General features: G+C 73.1%; 15 protein-coding genes. 10 read left to right on the top strand and 5 right to left on the bottom strand.

Annotated elements, in window-relative coordinates; translation table 11 throughout:
• Positions 1–107 precede the first annotated feature (107 nt).
• Positions 108–1271, top strand: coding sequence for an MFS transporter (locus ACTMS2_RS28295; RefSeq protein WP_441178108.1), 1164 nt, complete (start codon positions 108–110; stop codon positions 1269–1271).
• A gap of 272 nt (positions 1272–1543) precedes the next feature.
• On the opposite strand, the gene ACTMS2_RS28290 is transcribed toward ACTMS2_RS28295, so the two are convergent.
• A complete protein-coding gene (locus ACTMS2_RS28290) occupies positions 1544–2923 on the bottom strand; it encodes an MFS transporter (protein ID WP_441178107.1) in 1380 nt (459 codons plus the stop codon).
• A gap of 105 nt (positions 2924–3028) precedes the next feature.
• Between ACTMS2_RS28290 and ACTMS2_RS28285 the strand changes: the two genes are divergently transcribed.
• Entirely contained in the window at positions 3029–3613 is a 585-nt protein-coding gene (locus tag ACTMS2_RS28285) for a TetR/AcrR family transcriptional regulator (protein WP_441178106.1), read from the top strand.
• A gap of 121 nt (positions 3614–3734) precedes the next feature.
• Here ACTMS2_RS28285 and ACTMS2_RS28280 read toward each other — a convergent pair whose 3' ends face one another.
• Complete coding sequence (locus ACTMS2_RS28280) at positions 3735–4676, bottom strand: isopenicillin N synthase family dioxygenase (protein ID WP_357714829.1); 942 nt, start codon at positions 4674–4676, stop codon at positions 3735–3737.
• 166 nt (positions 4677–4842) lie between these two features.
• On the opposite strand from ACTMS2_RS28280, the gene ACTMS2_RS28275 reads away from it, so the two are divergent.
• From ACTMS2_RS28275 to ACTMS2_RS28245, 7 genes are all read left to right on the top strand, one after another.
• Positions 4843–5709, top strand: coding sequence for a LuxR C-terminal-related transcriptional regulator (locus ACTMS2_RS28275; protein WP_441178105.1), 867 nt, complete (start codon positions 4843–4845; stop codon positions 5707–5709).
• A 243-nt stretch (positions 5710–5952) separates the two neighbouring features.
• Positions 5953–8967 carry an amino acid adenylation domain-containing protein gene (locus ACTMS2_RS28270; protein WP_441178104.1) on the top strand — a complete coding sequence of 1005 codons (3015 nt, stop codon included), beginning with the start codon at positions 5953–5955 and terminating at the stop codon, positions 8965–8967.
• Complete coding sequence (locus ACTMS2_RS28265) at positions 8967–9725, top strand: leucyl/phenylalanyl-tRNA--protein transferase (protein ID WP_441178103.1); 759 nt, start codon at positions 8967–8969, stop codon at positions 9723–9725. The genes ACTMS2_RS28270 and ACTMS2_RS28265 overlap by 1 nt, the downstream gene beginning before the upstream one ends.
• A gap of 19 nt (positions 9726–9744) precedes the next feature.
• A complete protein-coding gene (locus ACTMS2_RS28260; protein WP_441178102.1) occupies positions 9745–10488 on the top strand; it encodes an N-acetyltransferase in 744 nt (247 codons plus the stop codon).
• The gene (locus ACTMS2_RS28255; protein WP_441178101.1) at positions 10485–11534 is read left to right on the top strand and encodes a methyltransferase; all 1050 of its coding nucleotides are present in this window, start codon (positions 10485–10487) and stop codon (positions 11532–11534) included. Before ACTMS2_RS28260 ends, ACTMS2_RS28255 begins: the two co-directional genes overlap by 4 nt.
• Positions 11535–11628: 94 nt before the next feature.
• The gene (locus tag ACTMS2_RS28250) at positions 11629–13356 is read left to right on the top strand and encodes an acyl-CoA dehydrogenase family protein (protein WP_441178100.1); all 1728 of its coding nucleotides are present in this window, start codon (positions 11629–11631) and stop codon (positions 13354–13356) included.
• Positions 13357–13359: 3 nt separating this feature from the next.
• Entirely contained in the window at positions 13360–13992 is a 633-nt protein-coding gene (locus ACTMS2_RS28245; RefSeq protein ID WP_441178099.1) for a hypothetical protein, read from the top strand.
• Positions 13993–14017: 25 nt separating this feature from the next.
• Here the strand turns inward: ACTMS2_RS28245 and ACTMS2_RS28240 are convergent, their stop codons facing one another.
• The 3 genes from ACTMS2_RS28240 to ACTMS2_RS28230 are packed head-to-tail and all read right to left on the bottom strand — an operon-like array spanning position 14018 to position 15864.
• On the bottom strand, positions 14018–14503 hold the full coding sequence (locus tag ACTMS2_RS28240; RefSeq protein WP_441178098.1) for a pyridoxamine 5'-phosphate oxidase family protein: 486 nt from the start codon (positions 14501–14503) through the stop codon (positions 14018–14020).
• A 3-nt stretch (positions 14504–14506) separates the two neighbouring features.
• Positions 14507–15004, bottom strand: a complete 498-nt coding sequence (locus tag ACTMS2_RS28235) for a YbaK/EbsC family protein (RefSeq protein ID WP_089001724.1) — start codon at positions 15002–15004, stop codon at positions 14507–14509.
• The gene (locus ACTMS2_RS28230) at positions 15001–15864 is read right to left on the bottom strand and encodes a 3-hydroxybutyryl-CoA dehydrogenase (RefSeq protein WP_441178097.1); all 864 of its coding nucleotides are present in this window, start codon (positions 15862–15864) and stop codon (positions 15001–15003) included. Before ACTMS2_RS28230 ends, ACTMS2_RS28235 begins: the two co-directional genes overlap by 4 nt.
• 238 nt (positions 15865–16102) lie before the next feature.
• On the opposite strand from ACTMS2_RS28230, the gene ACTMS2_RS28225 reads away from it, so the two are divergent.
• The gene (locus ACTMS2_RS28225; RefSeq protein WP_357714802.1) at positions 16103–17335 is read left to right on the top strand and encodes a cytochrome P450 family protein; all 1233 of its coding nucleotides are present in this window, start codon (positions 16103–16105) and stop codon (positions 17333–17335) included.
• Positions 17336–17646: the final 311 nt, after the last annotated feature.

The raw sequence follows: 17646 nt of genomic DNA, 5'->3' as shown, positions 1-17646 counted from the left end.
TAAGGGGTGCCGGACAGGCTCGACCGACCCGACACCGGAGGAATGAGATGGATCGTCTTCAGCGGCGCGGAGCCGCTCACGGCCATGGGCAGCCCGCACCGGGGCGTGTGACCACACCCTGGCTCGCCCTGCTGGCCGGTCCGCTGTCGTACGGGATCGCCGCACCGGCCCTGCTCCTCGACGACCTGGCGCGCGCGACCGGGACCGGGGAACGGGCCGCCGCGGCCGGCGTGACGGCCTTCGGCTGGGGGATCGCGTTGGGTACGCCGCTGCTGGCGGCGCTGCTGGCCCGTCGCGGCGTACGGGCGGCCCTGACCGCCGCGGCCGCGCTGGTGGCCGCGGGAACGCTCGTCCTCGTGCTGGTGCCGACCGTGCCCGCGCTGGTCATCGGGGCGGCGGTGCAGGCACTGGGCTCCGCCGGCCTCACCGTGACCGCGATGAAGCTGGCCGACTCCGCCCGGCAGATGGGGGTGGTCGCCGCGTCGCTGGCGGTCGTGGGGGCCACCGGTCCGCTGACCGGCGCGCTGGTTGCCGACATCTCCTCGTGGCAGGCGGCGCTGGCGCTGCCGCTGCTGGCGGTGCTCGCCGTGCCCGCGGCCCGCCGCGGCAGCGCCCCGCCGGACGCGGCGCCGACGCCGTTCGATCCCCTCGGCATGGCTCTCCTGGCGCTGCTGGTCACCGCAGCCGTCCTGGTCCCGCACCGGCCGCTGGTGACCGGCCCGGCCACCGTCGCGCTGCTGCTCCTGCTGGTGGCCTGGATCAGGGTCCGTCCGGACGGTTTCCTGCCTGCCGCGGTGGCGCGCGACGGCCGGTTCCTCGCGGCGTGCGCGCTGGCCTTCGCGCTGGGAGTGGTGAACTTCGCCCTGCTCTACGCCGCGCCGGACCTGCTGCGGCAGCACGCGGGCTGGGCAGGCGCCCGGAGCGGGGTGGTGCTGCTGGCGCCGTACCTGATCGGCGGCTTCTGCTCCGGGTTCCTGGTCGCGGCGTCCGCGCGGGTGCCACGCCGCGTCGCGGCCGCTGCGCTGCTCGCCACCGGCGCCGCCGCGCCGCTGCTGGCGGCGGTGACCACCGCCGTACCGCTGCTGCTGGTGGCGATGACGCTCGCCTCCCTGGCCGCCGCGACCGGCCAGGGCGTACTCGCCCTGCACGCGACCGGCGTCGTGCCCGCCGCCCGGCGGGCCGAAGCCCTGGGTCTGTTCAACCTCGCCTACCTGCTCAGCGTCGCGTTCGGACCGGCGATCGCCGTGGCGCTGTCGCAACCGACCGCCTGACCACCTGTCCGGTGCGGCAGGCAACCTCGACCAGTGCCACGGCGACAGCATCGGCGCCTGGATCGCCCCCCCGGGTCCGCCGGTGATCGCTGCCGGCCCCTGGGTGGTCGGTGGTCGTGGGCTTCCGGGAGTTGAGGCACGTGCTGTCGGGCATCGCGGGGCTGCTTCGGCGCCGGCAGGGCCGGAGCGCACGGCGGGCCGGGCGTACGGTCGGCGCGGGGTGTCCGAACCGGTGGTCGGCGGGCGGGCCCCCGCCGACCACCGGTCCGGGGTCAGCGGGCCGGTCGCGGGGTGAGGACGAAGGTCAGGACCGCGGCGACGACGGCGATGACGGCGCCGGTGGTGAAGCCCCGGGAGAAGCCGGCGGTGCTGGTGCCGGCGATGCTGGCCGCGGCCATGCTCGACACCACGGCGGCACCCAGCGAGGCGCCGAACTCGTGGAAGGTGCTGACGATGCCGGACGCGAGACCGGCCTCGTGCGGCGCGACCTGACCGAGCGCGACGGCGGAGGCCACGACGAAGAGGACGCCCGTGCCGGCGGCGGCGACGGCCACCCCGACGACGAGGGCCAGGGTCCCGTCGACGAAGGCCGGGACCGCCATGCCGGCCGCCGCGACGAGCAGCCCCAGTACGCCGAGGGTGCGCGCCCCGGTCCGGCCGATGGCGCGGCCGGCGGCGTTCGCGCCGAACATGGTCGTGATCGCCACGGGCAGGAAGAGCAGCCCGGTGCGCAGGGCGCCGTAGCCCTGGTGGTCCTGGAGGTAGAACGTGCCCAGGAAGAAGACGCTGATCATCAACGCGGTCGCGACGAGGATCAGCAGCGCCCCGACCGCCACCGGCCGGCGGAGCAGGAGCCGTAGGTCCATCAGCGGGCTCGCGGCGAGGCGCTGGCGGACGACGAACGCGGCGTAGAGGAGCACGGCGGCGACCAGCAGCAGCAGGATCGTCGGGCTGCCCCAGCCGACGTCGCCGGCCCGGATCAGCGCGTAGATCAGCGCACCGGTGGCGGCCGTCACCAGCACCGCGCCGGGCACGTCGAGTCGGGCCGTCGCGCCGGTGGGCGCCTGGGGCGGAAGCTGCATCCGCAGGGCCAGCAGCAGGATGATCCCGACCGGCACGTTGATGAAGAACACCCAGGGCCAGCCCGGCCCGGCGGTGAGCAGGCCGCCGAGGAGCACGCCCAGGGCGGCGCCGCCGCCGCCGAGCGCCGACCAGATGCCGAGCGCCTTGTTGCGCTCGTCGCCGTCGAAGATCGTGACGATCAGGGACAGGGCGGCGGGGGAGAGGATCGCCGCGGCGACACCCTGCCCGACGCGACCGCCCAACAGCAGGGGGCCGCTCGTCGCCAGCCCGGCCGTCAGGGAGGCGGCGCTGAACAGCAGGAGCCCCGCGAGGACGAGGCGTCGGGCGCCGAACAGGTCGGCGGCGCGGCCACCGAGCAGCAGCAGGCCGCCGAAGGCGAGGGTGTACCCGCTGACGACCCAGGTGAGGGCCTCCCGCTCCAGCCCCAGGTCCGCGCCCATGTGCGGCAGGGCGATCGCGACGACGGTGACGTCCAGGATCAGCATCAGCTGGGCGATGCCGACGAGGCCCAGGATCCGCCAGCGCTGCGGGTGCGGGCTCGCGGGTGTGGTGGTTTCGGTTGCGGTCACAGGTTCCGCCATGGCTGCCAGGCTCCTCCGCCAAGTTGAACGGTAGTGTTCAAGTTACGGAGACACGTTAACTCATGCACGCCTGTTCGACTTAGGGGAAGTTCCATGACACGCCCACTCGCCAAGCCGGCCCGTCGGGCCGACGCCCAGCACAACGTCGAGAGAATCCTGGAGGCGGCGGTGAGCTGCCTGAGCCGTGACCCCGACGCCAGCGTCAGCGAGATCGCGCAGGCGGCGCGGGTGGGGCGGGTGACCCTCTACGGCCACTTCCCGTCGCGGGACGCCCTGGTCGAGGCCGCGCTGACCCGGGTGCTGGCCGAGGGGGAGGAGCTCCTGGCGGGCCTCGACCTGACCGGCGACCCGCGGGACGCGCTGCGCGTCCTGATCCGGTCGAGCTGGCTGCTGATCGCCCAGTCGAGCGCCGTCCTGGAGGCGGCGCAGGCGTCGCTGCCGCCCGAGCGCGTGCACGAGCTGCACGCCGAGCCGGCGCGGCGCGTCGACCAGCTGATCCGTCGGGGCCAGGACGAGGGGGTGTTCCGGGTCGACCTGCCGGCCAGCTGGCTGACCAGCGTCCTGCACCACATCATGAAGGGCGCCGCCGTCGACGTGGCCAGCGGGCAGGTGGACCGGGCGGACGCCCCGCGCCTGATCTCCGAGACGGTCCTCGCCGCCTACCGCGTCGACGGATAGCGCGAACGCGTACGCCCGGCGGGTGTGCCGACCGCGTGGCGCGGGTCGGCGACGGCCCGGGCCCACCGGCGACCCGGCCCGCCACCGGCCGGAGCGCGGGAGGGCGCTCCGGCCGGTACGGCTACGCGGACGCCTGGTACGTCGACTGCATCTTGTGCGAGAACCACTCGCCGACGGTCACCCGGTCGAGCCCGGCCTCGGCGCTCTCCTGCGCCAGCGGGCGCATCGGCTCGATGGTGGTGTCGTGGTTGGGCAGGTAGAAGAAGGGGATGGAGACGCGCGAGGGCGCGTCGGTCCCCTCCGGGTTGACCACCCGGTGCACGGTCGACGCCCACCGGCCGCCGGTCCAGAACGCCATCAGGTCGCCGATGTTCACCACGAAGCTGCCGGGGATGGCGGGCACGTCCAGCCAGTCGTCGTCGTCCCGCCGCACCTGGAGCCCGCCCAGTTCGTCCTCCACGTAGAGCACCGTCAGGCTGCCCCAGTCGGTGTGCATCTCCCGCCGCAGCACGCCGTCGTCGGGTGCCGGGTAGTAGTAGTTGGCGATGATCAGCGACACGTGCTCGTCGAACTTGCTGTCGAAGAAGTCCTCCGGCAGCCCGAGGGCGAGCGCGAACAGCCGCATGATGTCCGCCGACAGTTCGGTCATGGCGGCGATGTACTCGTGCCAGACCGCCTTGAAGTCGTCGTCCGGCCAGATGTTCGCCGCCTTCCAGGTGGCCGGGTGCGTGCCGAGGGCCGCGCGCTCCTCGTCGCTCAGGTCGCCCGTCACGTGCGCGGCGAACGCCTCGTACGGGCCGCCGGGGCGGCGCAGCCCCGACACCCCGGAGCCGCGGTTCGCGCTCCGGTCCTTCTCCTCCTCCGGGCGGGTGAAGAAGCCCTTCGTGGTGGTGTACATGCGGTTCACCAGGTCGTCGGGCACGCCGTGCCCCACGACGGTGAAGAACCCCGAACTCTCGCACGCCTTGCCGATGGCCGCCGCGATGGCGGCGCGCCCCTCAGCGGTGGCGCGGCCCGACAGGTCGATCGCCGGTACGAAATCCTGGACCACAACGGGTTCCACAGCTGCCCGCCTCTCTAGCGATGTCAATACATTGATCGAAGCAATCCCCGGTCACCGGCCGGGAATTCGCCGCGACCCCGCCTCCCCCATGTGTGGGTAATTGCTCGACGCACCTGGCGGTAAGGCAATGTTGAGAGCGACAGACATTCACATGCACGATTGCGTTGTGGCGTACGAGGACGAGCAGGTGTCGCAGATGGTCGGGACGCTCGCCGAGGCGGGCCGCCCGCTGCCCGCGGCGGCCGTGGGTCGGCTCGTCGCCGACGTGTCGGGGATCGCGGTGGAGCCGACCGTGGACGTGCTCGTCGCCGCCGCGGCGGGGAACCGGTTGCTGCTGACGGCGCTGCTCGAAGGGATCCGCGCCGAGGGCGTCACCGACGGGCCCGGGCGGGCGCGGACGCCGAGACGGGTCCAGGAGGTGGTCCGGGCCATGCTGCGCGGCACGCCCACCGGCTCCTGGCAGCTGCTGCGGGTGGCCGCCGTGCTCGGCCGCCGCTGCCAGCTCGCGGAGCTGGCGGCGATGACCGGCCGGAACACCGCCCAGATGCTGCCCGACCTGGACGCGCTGCTCGACGCCGGCCTGCTCGACTGGGCGGGTGACGACCTCGCCTTCCGGTACGAGCTGGTGTGGTGGGCGGTGCTCGACGCCCTGCCGCCCGCCGTACGGCAGGCGCTGCGCGCCGACCGCGAACGCCTGCGCCGACGCCGGGCCGTGGCCGGTGCGCCCCGCGTCGCCGAGCCGTCGGCGGAGCCCGTGGCCCCCGCCGACCTGCGACGCAGGATCGGGCTGCGCTCCGCGTCCGCCGCCCGGGAGCGCCGCCCGGACGCCGGCGGCGCGTGGGAGTCGTTCAGCGGCGTCGAGCGGGCCATCGCGCGCCTGGTCGCCGAGGGCATGACCAACCGGCAGATCGCGACCCGGGTACGGCTGTCGCCGCACACCGTCAACTACCACCTGCGCGGCCTGTTCCGCCGGCTGGGCATCTCCTCGCGGGCGGAACTCGTGCGGCACGTGCCGCTCTCCTCCGCCGCGTAGCGGCGGTCCGACCCTCCGGGCGCCACCGCCACATCGCGTTTTCCGGCGCCGTTCAAGCCGAATTCGACGTGGGTTCGACCGTGCCGGAATGACTACCCTGATGAGTAGTGCCGAATCGGTCGGGTGCTCATTCTGGTAGTCGGGGGAACCGCCGCCAGGCAGTAGTGTCGCCCGTATCGAAATTCGTTGGGTCAGCGGCAGGTAAATCCACGGGTACGACCGTGCTCACACCCGAGGGAAAACATGAACATCCGTACGCAACCGCGTGTCCACGAACTTATCGCCGTCCGCGCGGCATCGCAGCCCGACCGGATCGCGGTCGTGCAGGGCGACGCGCGCATCAGCTACGCGGACCTGGAGCGCCGGGCGAACGGCCTGGCCCGGCACCTCGTCGACCGGGGCGCCGGCGCGGACTCCGTGGTCATGGTCCACCTGGAACGGTCCATCGACGCCGTCGTCGGCCTGCTCGCCACCTGGAAGGCGGGCGCGGCCTACCTGCCGGTGGACCCGGGGCTGCCGGACAGCCGGGTCGAGGCGTTCGTGAAGGAGACCGACTGCACCATCGTCATCACCCACGAGCGGGACGTGGCGCGCTTCGCGGATCTGCCGGTCACGGCGCTGACCGCGACCGTCGCGGCCGGCGTCGCGACGGCCCCGGCCGTGGCGGTGGGCGGCGGGGACGCCGCCTACGTCATCTACACCTCCGGCTCCACGGGTACGCCGAAGGGCGTCGTGGTCGAGCACCACTCGCTGAGCCACCTGTGCGGGGAGCTGGCCGGCCGCTACGGCGTCACGCCCGACGACCGGGTGTTGCAGTTCGGCGCGCTCTCGTTCGACACCTCCATCGAGCAGATCACGGTCGCGCTGCTCGGCGGCGCGACGCTCGTGCTGCCGGAGCTGAGCTGGGCGCCCAGCGAACTGCCGGAGCGGCTGCGGCACCACGGCGTCACCGTGATGGACCTGACCCCCGCGTACTGGCGACGCTTCCTCGCCGAGGCCGGCGCGGAGGCCCGTGACCTGCCGGTGCGCATGGTCATCGTGGGCGGCGAGGCGGTCAACGCGGAGGACTGCCGTACGGCGCTGGCGCTGATGCCCGGGGTGCGGCTGGTCAACGCCTACGGGCTGACGGAGACCACCATCACCTCCTGCCTGATGGAGCTGACCGCCGACGTGCTGCCCGACCGGGGCGCCGCCCCCGTCGGCAGGCCGCTGCCCGGCACCGCGGTGTACGTCCTCGACGCCGACGACCGACCGGTCGCCCCCGGCGAGCGCGGCGAGATCCACATCGGCGGCCGGGGCGTGGCGCGCGGCTACCTGACCGAGGACGACGCCGGCCGCTTCCGGCCGGACCCGTTCGCCCCCGAGCCCGGGGCGCGGATGTACCGCACCGGCGACCTGGGCGCCTGGACCGCCGAGGGCAACCTCGAGGTGGTCGGGCGCATCGACCGGCAGGTCAAGATCCGTGGCTTCCGGGTGGAGCCCGGCGAGATCGAGGCGACGCTGGCGGCGCACGACGGCGTCGACACGGTCGCGGTCACCACGTACGAGTACGACGGCCAGCGGCGCCTGGTCGCGTACCACACCGGCCCACGGCCGCTGGACGTCGCGGAGCTGCGCGGGTTCGTCGGCCGCTACCTGCCCGACTACATGGTGCCGACGGCGTTCGTCGCCCTCGACGAGCTGCCGCTGAAGGCGAATGGCAAGGTCGACCTGGCCGCGCTGCCCGCGCCGCAGGCCACGGCGGTCGCGGCGGAGAGCGTGGACGACACCCCCGTCGACCTGGTGGAGCGCGGCGTGGCCCGGCTGTGGGGGCAGGTGCTGGGCGTGCCCCGGGTGCTGCCGGACGACAACTTCTTCGCCCAGGGCGGCAACTCGATCCTCGCCGCCGAGCTGCTCGCGAAGATCCGTGGCTCCTTCGGCGTGCTCATCACCCAGGTGCGCCCGCTGATCCGGCTGCTGCTGGAGGACGCGACGCCGCGCGGCCTGGCCCGGGCGGTACGCGAGGCGCGGGCCGGCACGCTCGCCGGCGACGACACCCGCAAGCGGGTCGACTTCGCCGCCGAGACGCGGCTGGACGTGGAGATCCGGCGCGACGTGTCCGACGAGCCGCGCTGGCAGGACCCCCGCCACGTGTTCCTCACCGGCGCCACCGGCTTCCTGGGCATCTACCTGCTGCGGGAGCTGCTGGACACCACGGACGCCGTCGTGCACTGCCTCGTCCGCGCCGACGGCCCGGAGCAGGGCCTGGCCCGCATCCAGGCCAACGCGCGGCACTACTTCGGCGAGGACCTCGCCGGTCACCGGGCGGCGGGCCGGATCGTCGCCGTCCCCGGCGACCTCGCGACGCCCGGGCTCGGCCTGTCCGAGGCGGCCTTCGACGAGCTGGCGCGCACCGTCGACGTCATCCACCACCCCGGCGGGACCGTCAACTTCATCTACCCGTACTCGCACATGCGGCCGGCGAACGTCGACGGCACCCGCGAGATCATCCGGATGGCCGCCCGGCACCGCAACGTCCCGATCCACTACACGTCGACCATGGCGGTCGTCGCGGGCTTCGGCACCGGCGGCGTCCGGCACGTCGACGAGGACACCCCGCTGGCGTACGCCGACCACCTCTCCGTCGGGTACGTGGAGAGCAAGTGGGTGGCCGAGGCGCTGCTGCACCGGGCGGCCGAGCAGGGGCTGCCGGTGGCGATCTACCGGGCCGCCGACATCTCCGGCGACCGGGTCAACGGCGCGTGGAACATCGCCACCGAGATGTGCGCCATGAAGAAGTTCGTGGTGGACACGGGCACCGCCCCGGTCGCGGAACTGCCGCTGGACTACACGCCGGTCGACGTCTTCGCCGCCGCGGTCGCGCACATCGCCCGGGCGTCCCGCCCCGCCGGCGAGGTCTACCACCTCACCAACCCGGGGAAGGTCAACATCTCGGTGCTGGTCGAGCGCCTGCGGGCGCACGGGCACGACATCCGCGAGGTGCCGTGGGCCGAGTGGCTCGACGAGATGGTGCGGGTCGCGGTGGAGCAGCCCGACCACCCGATGACCCCCTTCGCGCCGCTGTTCATCGACCGCTGCGCGACCGGCCAGATGAGCGTCGCCGAGATGTACCTGGAGACGACGTTCCCGGTCTTCTCGCGTACCAACGTGGAGCGGGCGCTGCACGGCAGCGGCATCGAGATCCCGACCGTGGACGCCGGGATGCTCGACCGCTACATCGGCTACCTGACCCGCACCGAGTTCCTGCGGGCCGCGTGATGGGCTGGGAGACGCTCGACCTCACCGAGGCCCCCGCCGACGGGCCGGTCGCGTTCGGCGACGACCTGTCCGCGACGACGCTGCTGGACGCGTACCGGCACGGGCTGTTCCCGTTCCCGGCCGACACCGAGGAACGGAAGATCGTCAGCGAGTTCACCTACGAGGCGGACGTCGCCGCCGGTCGGATCGCCGTCCTCGCCGGCAGCGCCGACCCGTACGCCGTCGCCTGGTGCTCGCCCGACCCGCGTCCGGTCATCCACGTCGACCAGGCCCGCATCCAGCGCAGCCTGCGGCGGCAGCTGCGCAACAAGGTCGAGTGGACGACGACGCTCGACGCCTGCTTCGACCGGGTCGTGCAGCACTGCCGCGCCGGCCGCGAGCCCCGGTGGCTCACCGACCGGCTCGTCTCGACGCTGCGCGAGCTGCACGCGGCCGGGCACGCCCACAGCGTCGAGGTGTGGGAGGGCGACGAGCTGGTCGGCGGCACCTTCGGCGTACGCGTGGGCGGCCTGTTCAGCGCCGACTCCCAGTTCGCCCTGCGCAGCGGCGCCGCGAAGGTCGCGGTCGCGTGCCTGGTGCGGCGCGTCGCGGACAGCGGCGGCGCTGCGGTCGACGTCCAGCACGACGGCGACCACGCGAAGCTCATCGGCGCCGTCGCGGTGCCCCGGGCCGAATACCTGGCGCTGCTGCGCAAGCACGCCGACGACAACTGCGCCATGCCCGCGGACCCGCTGCCCGCGCGCAGCCTGGCCGCCTGACCGACGGGAGGTGACCCGCATGCGCGTGCTGACGCTCGCCGAGCGACCGGACCTGCGCGACGGGATGCTCCACATGGAGGCGTCCTGGCCCGACTACATCCCGCCCGAGCCGATGGTGGTCGGCTGGGCCCTCGACCGGTACCCGGAACACCAGCTCGTCGTGCTCGACGCCGACGACACGGTGATCGCCCGCGCGGCCAGCGTGCCGTTCGCCTGGGACGGCGACCCGGCGAGCCTGCCCGACACCGGCTGGGACGCGGTGCTGGGGTTGAGCATGCTCGACACCGCCGCCGGCCGCGAGCTCACCGCGCTGTGCGCGCTGGAGATAGCCGTGGTGCCGGGGATGCAGGCGCGGAACATGTCGGGACGCGTCCTGGCGGCGGTCAAGGACAACGCCCGCCGGCACGGCCTGCGCGACGTCGTGGGCCCGGTCCGGCCCAGCGGCAAGCACGCCGAGCCGCACGAGCCGATGACGGGGTACGCCGCCCGGACCCGCGACGACGGGCTGCCGGTCGACCCGTGGCTGCGCGTGCACGTCCGGGCGGGCGGGCGGGTGCTCCAGGTCTGCCCGGCCTCCATGACGATCTCCGGCAGCCTCGCGCAGTGGCGCGCCTGGACGGGGCTGCCGTTCGACACCAGCGGACCGGTCGTCGTGCCGGGTGCCCTGACCCCGGTCGCGGTGAACGTCGAGCACGACCACGCCGTCTACGTCGAGCCCAACGTGTGGGTTCGACACCCTCTCGCGGAAAGGCATGACCGATGACCAGCACCGTTCCGGCCACCCTGGCCTCCAAGATCCGTAACCGTGCCGCGCTGATCGAGATCATCGGCGGGTACATGGCCTCGCAGTCGCTCGCGCTCGCCGCCGAGCTGAAGCTCGCCGACCACATCCACGACGGCCGCGTCACGAGCGCGCAGCTCGCCGAGGCGACGGGCACCCACGCGCCGTCGCTGCACCGGCTGCTGCGGACCCTCGTGGCCGTCGGCGTGCTGACCGAGCCGACGCCGGGGGAGTTCCGGCTGACCGAGGTGGGCGAGCAGTTGCGCACCGACTCGCCGAACTCGCTGTGGGCGTTCACCCGGTTCTTCACCAACCCGACGCTGTTCTCGTCCTGGCAGCAGGTGCGGCACTCCATCGAGACCGGTGAGTGCGCCTTCGACCACGTGCACGGCAGGAACGCCTACGTGCACCTCGCCGAGCACCCCGAGCTGTCCGCGCTGTTCAACGTGGCGATGGGCCAGGAGTCCAGGGCGTCCGCCCAGCTCGTCGCCGACGGGTACGACTTCTCCGGCGTCCGTACGGTGGTGGATGTCGGCGGCGGCGACGGGACGCTGCTCGCCGCGATCCTCGGCACCCACCCGCACCTGCGGGGGGTGTGCTTCGACAGCGCCGCGGGCGTGGCCGAGGCCGCCGGCGTGCTCGCCGCCGCCGGGGTCTCCGAGCGCTGCGAGATCGTCGCGGGCGACTTCTTCTCGTCGGTGCCGGGCGACGGCGACCTGTACATCATCAAGAGCGTCTTCCAGGACTGGGACGACGAGAACGCCCGCAAGCTGCTGGCCACGGTGCGCGCGCACCTGCCCGCCGGCGCGACCCTGCTGATCGTCGGATCCGTGCTGCCGGACACCGCGAACACCGACAACCCGGTGATGTTCTACACGGACATCAACATGCTGGTGACCGCCGGCGGCCGGGAGCGGACCGAGAGCGAGTTCCGGTCCCTGCTCGCCGAGACCGGCTTCACCGTCGAGTGGTGCGGCCACGGCGCCGCCGGCCCCCTCTCGCTGATCAAGGCCGTGCCGGCCAGCTGACGCGTCGACGACGGACCACGTCCGCACCGCCCCGGCGGGCGGACGTGGCCCGTGCGCGTCCCGCACCAGAGCACCCGCCGACGGGGAGGCAACGATGTCCAGACCGAGTTTCGGCAAGGAACTGCTGCGCGGCAGGCTGCGGATCGACCTGCTCGACCCGCTGCCCGACGCCGGGATCGACGCCGACGCCGAGGCGTTCCTCGCGCGGCTGCGCGCGTTCTGCACGGATAAGGTGGACGGCCGGCTCATCGAGCGCGACGACCGGATCCCCGACGAGGTGGTCGAGGGCCTGCGCGACCTCGGCGCGTTCGCCATCAAGCTCCCCCGGGAGTACGGCGGGCTCGGCCTGTCCGGGGTCTGCTACCACCGCGCCCTGATGATCGTCAGCAGCGCGCACTCCTCGCTCGGTGAGCTGCTCGGCGCGCACCAGGCGATCGGCCTCATCCAGCCGCTGCGGCTGTTCGGCACCGACGCGCAGAAGCGCGAGCTGCTGCCGAGGTGCGTACGCGAGATCTCCGCCTTCGCCCTCACCGAGCCCGACATCGGCAACGACCCCTTCCGGATGCGGACCACCGCCACCCCCACGGACGACGGCGGCTACCGCCTCGACGGGGTGAAGCTGTGGACGACCAACGGCACCATCGCCCACCTGATCGTGGTGATGGCACTGGTCCCGCCGTCGGAGAGCGGCCCGGGAGGCATGTCCGCGTTCGTGGTCGAGGCCGACGCGCCGGGGGTCACGGTGGAGCACCGCAGCTCCTTCCTGGGCCTGCGCGGCCTGGAGAACGGGGTCGTCCGGCTGCACGGGGTCCGGGTGCCGCAGGGCCGCCGGATCGGGCCGGAGGGGCAGGGACTCCAGGTGGCGCTCGCCGCGCAGGACACCGGCCGGCTGTCGATGCCCGCCGTCTGCGCCGCCGCCGCCAAGTGGAGCCTGAAGATCGCCCGCGAGTGGTCGGGCGTACGCGTGCAGTGGGACCGGCCCATCGGCGAGCACGAGGCGGTGGCGGGCAAGATCGCGTACATCGCGGCGACCGCCTTCGCCCTGGAGGCCATGGTCGAGGTGTCCGGCCGGCACGCCGACGCCGGCCTGCTGGACACGCACACGGAGGCCGAGCTGGCGAAGCTGTTCGCCTCGGAGCAGGCGTGGCGCGTCGCCGACGAGCTCCTGCAGATCCGGGGCGGCCGTGGGTACGAGACCGCGGAGTCCGCCGCTGCGCGCGGTGAGCGCGGCGTCCCCGTCGAGCAGCTTTTCCGGGACCTGCGCGTCGGCCGCATCTTCGACGGCTCCAGCGAGGCGCTGCGGGTGTTCGTCGCCACCGACGCGCTGGCCGACGAGGAGGAGACCCCCGGCGAGCGGAGCGCGCCGGTCACGCCGCCGCCCGGCTTCGGCGACCTGGCCGGGCACCTGTCGTTCGTCGACGCGACAAGCGCCGAGCTGGCCCGGCACCTCGCCGACGGCCGGCAGCGGTGGGGCGAGGCGGTGGCCGAGCGGCAGCTGTTCCTCGGCCGCGTCGTGGACGTGGCCGCCGAGCTGTACGCGATGACCGCCGCCTGCGTGTACGCCAGGGCACTCGGCGGCACCGCGCCCGAGCTGGCCGACGCGTTCTGCCGGCAGTCCCGGCAGCGGGTGGCGGAGCTTCGCCGGCGGCTGCGGGACGACACCGACGGCGACGACGTCGCGCTCGCCCGGCGGGTGCTGGGCGGGGACTTCACCTGGCTGGAAGAGGGCGTGCTCGACGCGTCCATCGAGGGGCCGTGGATCGCCGAGCCCGCACCGGGACCGGCGACCCGCCCGAACCTGCACCGCACGATTCGGAGGTGACCCGTGGACGAACACGTGGCAGAGCTGGTGGCGCAGGGCCGACGGTCGCTGGAGATGGCGCCCAACCGGTTCCTGGAGCAGCTGGAACGCGGCGAGGTGCCGGTGGAGCGGTTGGCCGCCCTGGCCGGCGAGCTGCACCACCTGGTGTCCAGCGACCGGAGCAGTTTCGCGTTCCTGGCGGCCCGCTTCCCCGAGCCGCTGTTCCTGGCCATGGCCGGCGCGGAGGAGGAGGCGCTGGGGCTGCTGCCGGACTTCGCCGCCGCCGTGGGAGTGGGGGAGAAGGAGCTGCGGGCGTACGAGCCGCGGCCGCTGGCCCAGGCGTACCCCTCCTTCATCGTCCGGACCGCCGTGTTCGGGCCGCGCTCGGCGATCCCGCTGGCCCTGCTGGTCAACGTCGAGGAGTCGGGCGGCTTCTACGCCCGGGTGGCCGACGCCCTCCAGGCGCGGTACGGCTTCTCGGACGCGGCGGTCGCCCACTTCCGCTACTTCGCCGAGACGCCGGCCGAGGTGCTGGAGCAGGCGGCCGGCGTGGTGTCGGCGGGACTGGCGGCGGGCGACGACCCGGTGGAGGCCCTGCGCGCGGCGCGGATGGTGCACGCCTACGAGGCGGTGTTCTGGGCGACGATGACCGGGTGAGGCCGGGACCGGGGTGGACCCGCCGTCAGGGCAGGTCCACCTCGATCCGGCGGTCGATCCGGTCCTCGATCCAGGTGCTGGTGTCGACGAGCCACACGCGGTCCGGCGTGACCTGGTAGATGCGGTGCTCGGCCGGCGGCAGCAGGGCCGACACCGGCAGCGTGTACTCCGCCCTGCTCGCCTCGTCGGGCAGCAGGGCGTCGTAGAAGGTGGCGTGGTGGGTGCGCACCTCGTCGGGGGTCAGCTCCCGGCAGGTGCCGGTGAACTGGGCGCCGTCGACCTCGGTGAGCCCGCCGCCGGTGACGAAGAGCGCCCCGCTGACCCTCGGCCGGGCCGCCACGTGCCTGCTGTGCCGCGACTGCGTCGCGGAGCCGAACAGGAAGCGCAGCGGGTCGGGCAGCCACGCGTACTGGAGCACGGACGTCCACGGCCGGCGGTCGGCGGACAGCGTGGACAGGGACAGGTACTTCGCGTCGGTGAGGACGCGGTGCAGCCGGTCGGCGAGGTCCATGGTTCAGCCCACCTCCGCGAGGGACGTCCCGGCGATGTACGCGATCCGCGGCCCGGCCAGGCGTACGTAGTCCCGCGTGTCCAGGGCGATCGACATGTCGAGCCGGGCGGCGTTGAAGTAGATCTCGGGCTCGTCGAGCAGTCGGGGATCCACCACGAGTTCCAGGTCGTCGCGGAAGCTGAACGGGATGATCGTGCCGCTGACGCAGCCGGACAGCTCCTCCGCCGTCTCCCTGGTCGCGAACGACACGTACGTGCCGTCCCACATCTGCCGTACGGCGTCGAGCGCGACCAGCCGGTCACCGGGGACGACGGCCAGCACGAAGCGGTTCACCTTCTTGCCGAGCTTGACCCGGGCGACGATGCACTTCGCCGCCTGGCACAGCGGGTGGCCGCGCAGCCGGCTGGCCGGCGAGGTGACGCCCTGCGGCTCGTGCGGGATGAGCCGGAACCGCGCGTCGTGCGACTCCAGCAGACCGGTCAGCCGCTGGTAGGTGTTCATCGCCCGTACTCGTAGAAGCCCCGCCCGGACTTCTTGCCGAGCAGACCGCCGGCCACCATGCGGGCGAGCAGCGGCGGCGGCGAGTAGAGCGGCTCCCGGAACTCCTTGTACAGCGACTCGCCGGCCGCGGCCACGATGTCGAGCCCGATCAGGTCGACGAGGCGCAGCGGGCCCATCGGGTGCGCGCAGCCGAGCGTCATCGCCTTGTCGATGTCGGCGACCGACGCCATGCCGGACTCCACCATCCGGACGGCGGCGATCAGGTACGGGATCAGCAGCGCGTTCACCACGAAGCCCGCCCGGTCCTTGGCGCGGACGACCTGCTTGCCGAGCACGTCGGTGACGAAGGCGTCCACCGTGTCGACCGTCCGTGGGTCGGTGCGGACCGAGCCGACGACCTCCACGAGCGCGAGCACCGGCGCGGGGTTGAAGAAGTGGATGCCCACCACCTTCTCGGGCCTGTTGGTGACGCCACCGAGCTGCACGATCGGGAAGGACGACGTGCACGAGCCGAGGATCGCCTCCTCGTCCTCGACGACCTTGTCGAGCGTGGCGAACACGTCGAGCTTGATCGACTCCTGCTCCGACGCCGCCTCGATCACCAACTGACGGTCGGCGAAGTCGGTCAGGTCGGCGGTGAAGGCGATCCGGGCCAGTGCCGCGTCCCGGTCCGCCTCGCTCAGCTTGCCCCGGCTCACGGCGCGGTCCAGCGACGCGGTCAGCCGCGCCCGACCCGGCGCGACGGAGGCTGGTCGCGACACCGCGACGAGCACGTCCAGCCCGGCCCTCGCGCACGTCTCGGCGATCCCGGCGCCCATGACCCCGCACCCGACGACGCCGATCCGGCGAATCCTGTCCATGTTTCTGCCTCCGCACACGCGTTAACAAATGGTTTGCCGCGGATTTCGGTGAGTAGGGCGGGATCGCCGCTCCCTGACAAGTGTCGTGGAAGGACGATAGGTTGGGCCGCTGTGCCGACGCAATGATCTGCGCCTTTGTCCAGTCGAATTCGTGGCGGGCGCGAGAAGGTCGTTACCCGGCAGTTCCCGATCGACAGTTACCTTTTTTTGCGTTAACTCATCAGCTAGGAGGCGCACTATGGTCGACTTCAGCGCTGCCCCCACCACCCAGATCGACAGCCGCGGCGGCAAGTGCCTGTACGCGCAGATCGACGAGTTTCGCGCCGCCGGCCCCGCGGTGGCCGTCGAGTTGCCGGAAGGCATGTTGGCCTGGTCGATCACCCGCGGCGACGTGGTCCGGCGCCTGCTGACCCACCCCGGGGTCTCCCGCAACGTCACGAAGAACGTGCCCAGCTACACCCCCGGCGAGATCAAGTGGCTGTCGCCGTGGGTGGACGTCGAGTCCATGTCCACGGCGGAGGGCCGCGAGCACCAGCGCCTGCGGCAGCTCGTGGCGCCGGCATTGACACCGAAGCGGATCGACGCGATGCGCCCGCACGTGGAGCTCGTCGCCGAACGGCTGCTCGACGACCTGGCCACGCGCCCGTCGGACGAGCCGGTCGACCTGCACACCATCTACTCGCAGCAGTTGCCGACCAGGGTGATCTGCGACCTCTTCGGGGTGCCGGACGATCTGCGGTCCGAGGTGCTGCGCATCCTGCGCGTGGTGCTGAACACCGACAACGTGCCGGAGGAGGAGTCGGCCGCCGTCTACGTCGACATGAACGTCGCCATGCGTACGCTGATCGACCTGAAGCGCCGCGAGCCCTCCGACGACCTGACGAGCTTCCTGATGGCGGCCCGGGTGGAGGGCGAGGAGCCGCTCAGCGAGCAGGAGCTGGTCGACATGCTGCTGCTGCTCATCGGCGGCGGCAGCCAGACGACCGTGACGCTGATCGACCACACGGTCCGCGAGCTGCTCGCCCACCCGGACCAGCTGGCCACCCTGCTGGCCGACCCGGCCCGCTGGCCGGACGCGATCGAGGAGGCGCTGCGGGCGCACTGCCCGGTGGCGGCGCTGCCGATGCGCTGGGCGAAGGAGGACATCGACCTCGGCGAGGGGATCGTCATCCGGGCGGGCGACGCCATCCTCATCAGCTACCTGGCGCACGGGCGCGACCCGGCCGTCCACGAGAACCCGGGGGTGTTCGACATCGACCGGGAGAACAAGGAGCACCTCGCGTTCGGGGCGGGCCCGCACTTCTGCCCCGGCGCCCGCCTGGCGCGACTGGAGGCGGCCGTCGCGGTGCCGGCGCTGTTCGCGCGCTTCCCGAACCTCGCGCTGGCCGTGCCGCCGGACGAGATCGAGCCGCTGCGCTCGTTCATGGCGAACGACGTGGCGTCGCTGCCGGTGCTGCTGCGACACGGTTAGGCGACCACCGCGCCGCCCCGGCCCGGGGACCCGGGCCGGGGCGGTGGCGTGGGCACGGTCAGGCGCGGCAGCACGCGACGGTCGACCGACCGCCGGGAACTGCCGCGCCTGACCGTGCCCGGCTGTCGTCGCGGCGGCGCGGGGGAGAAGGCCGGGTCGACGCGTCCGCGTGGCGGAGGCGGCCACGGCCCTCGCTTGGGTGTCGCTCACCCCACCAACGCCGGTACCTGGATCTTGGTGTCGTGTTCGAGGATGCGGTGTTGGAGTTCTTGGAGGCTGCGGCCGGGTTCGAGGCCGAGGCCGTCGATGAG

This window comes from Micromonospora sp. SD12 (genome assembly GCF_052068495.1).
Lineage (GTDB): Bacteria > Actinomycetota > Actinomycetes > Mycobacteriales > Micromonosporaceae > Micromonospora > Micromonospora echinofusca.
This window is presented reverse-complemented; position numbering and strand designations above follow the sequence as displayed.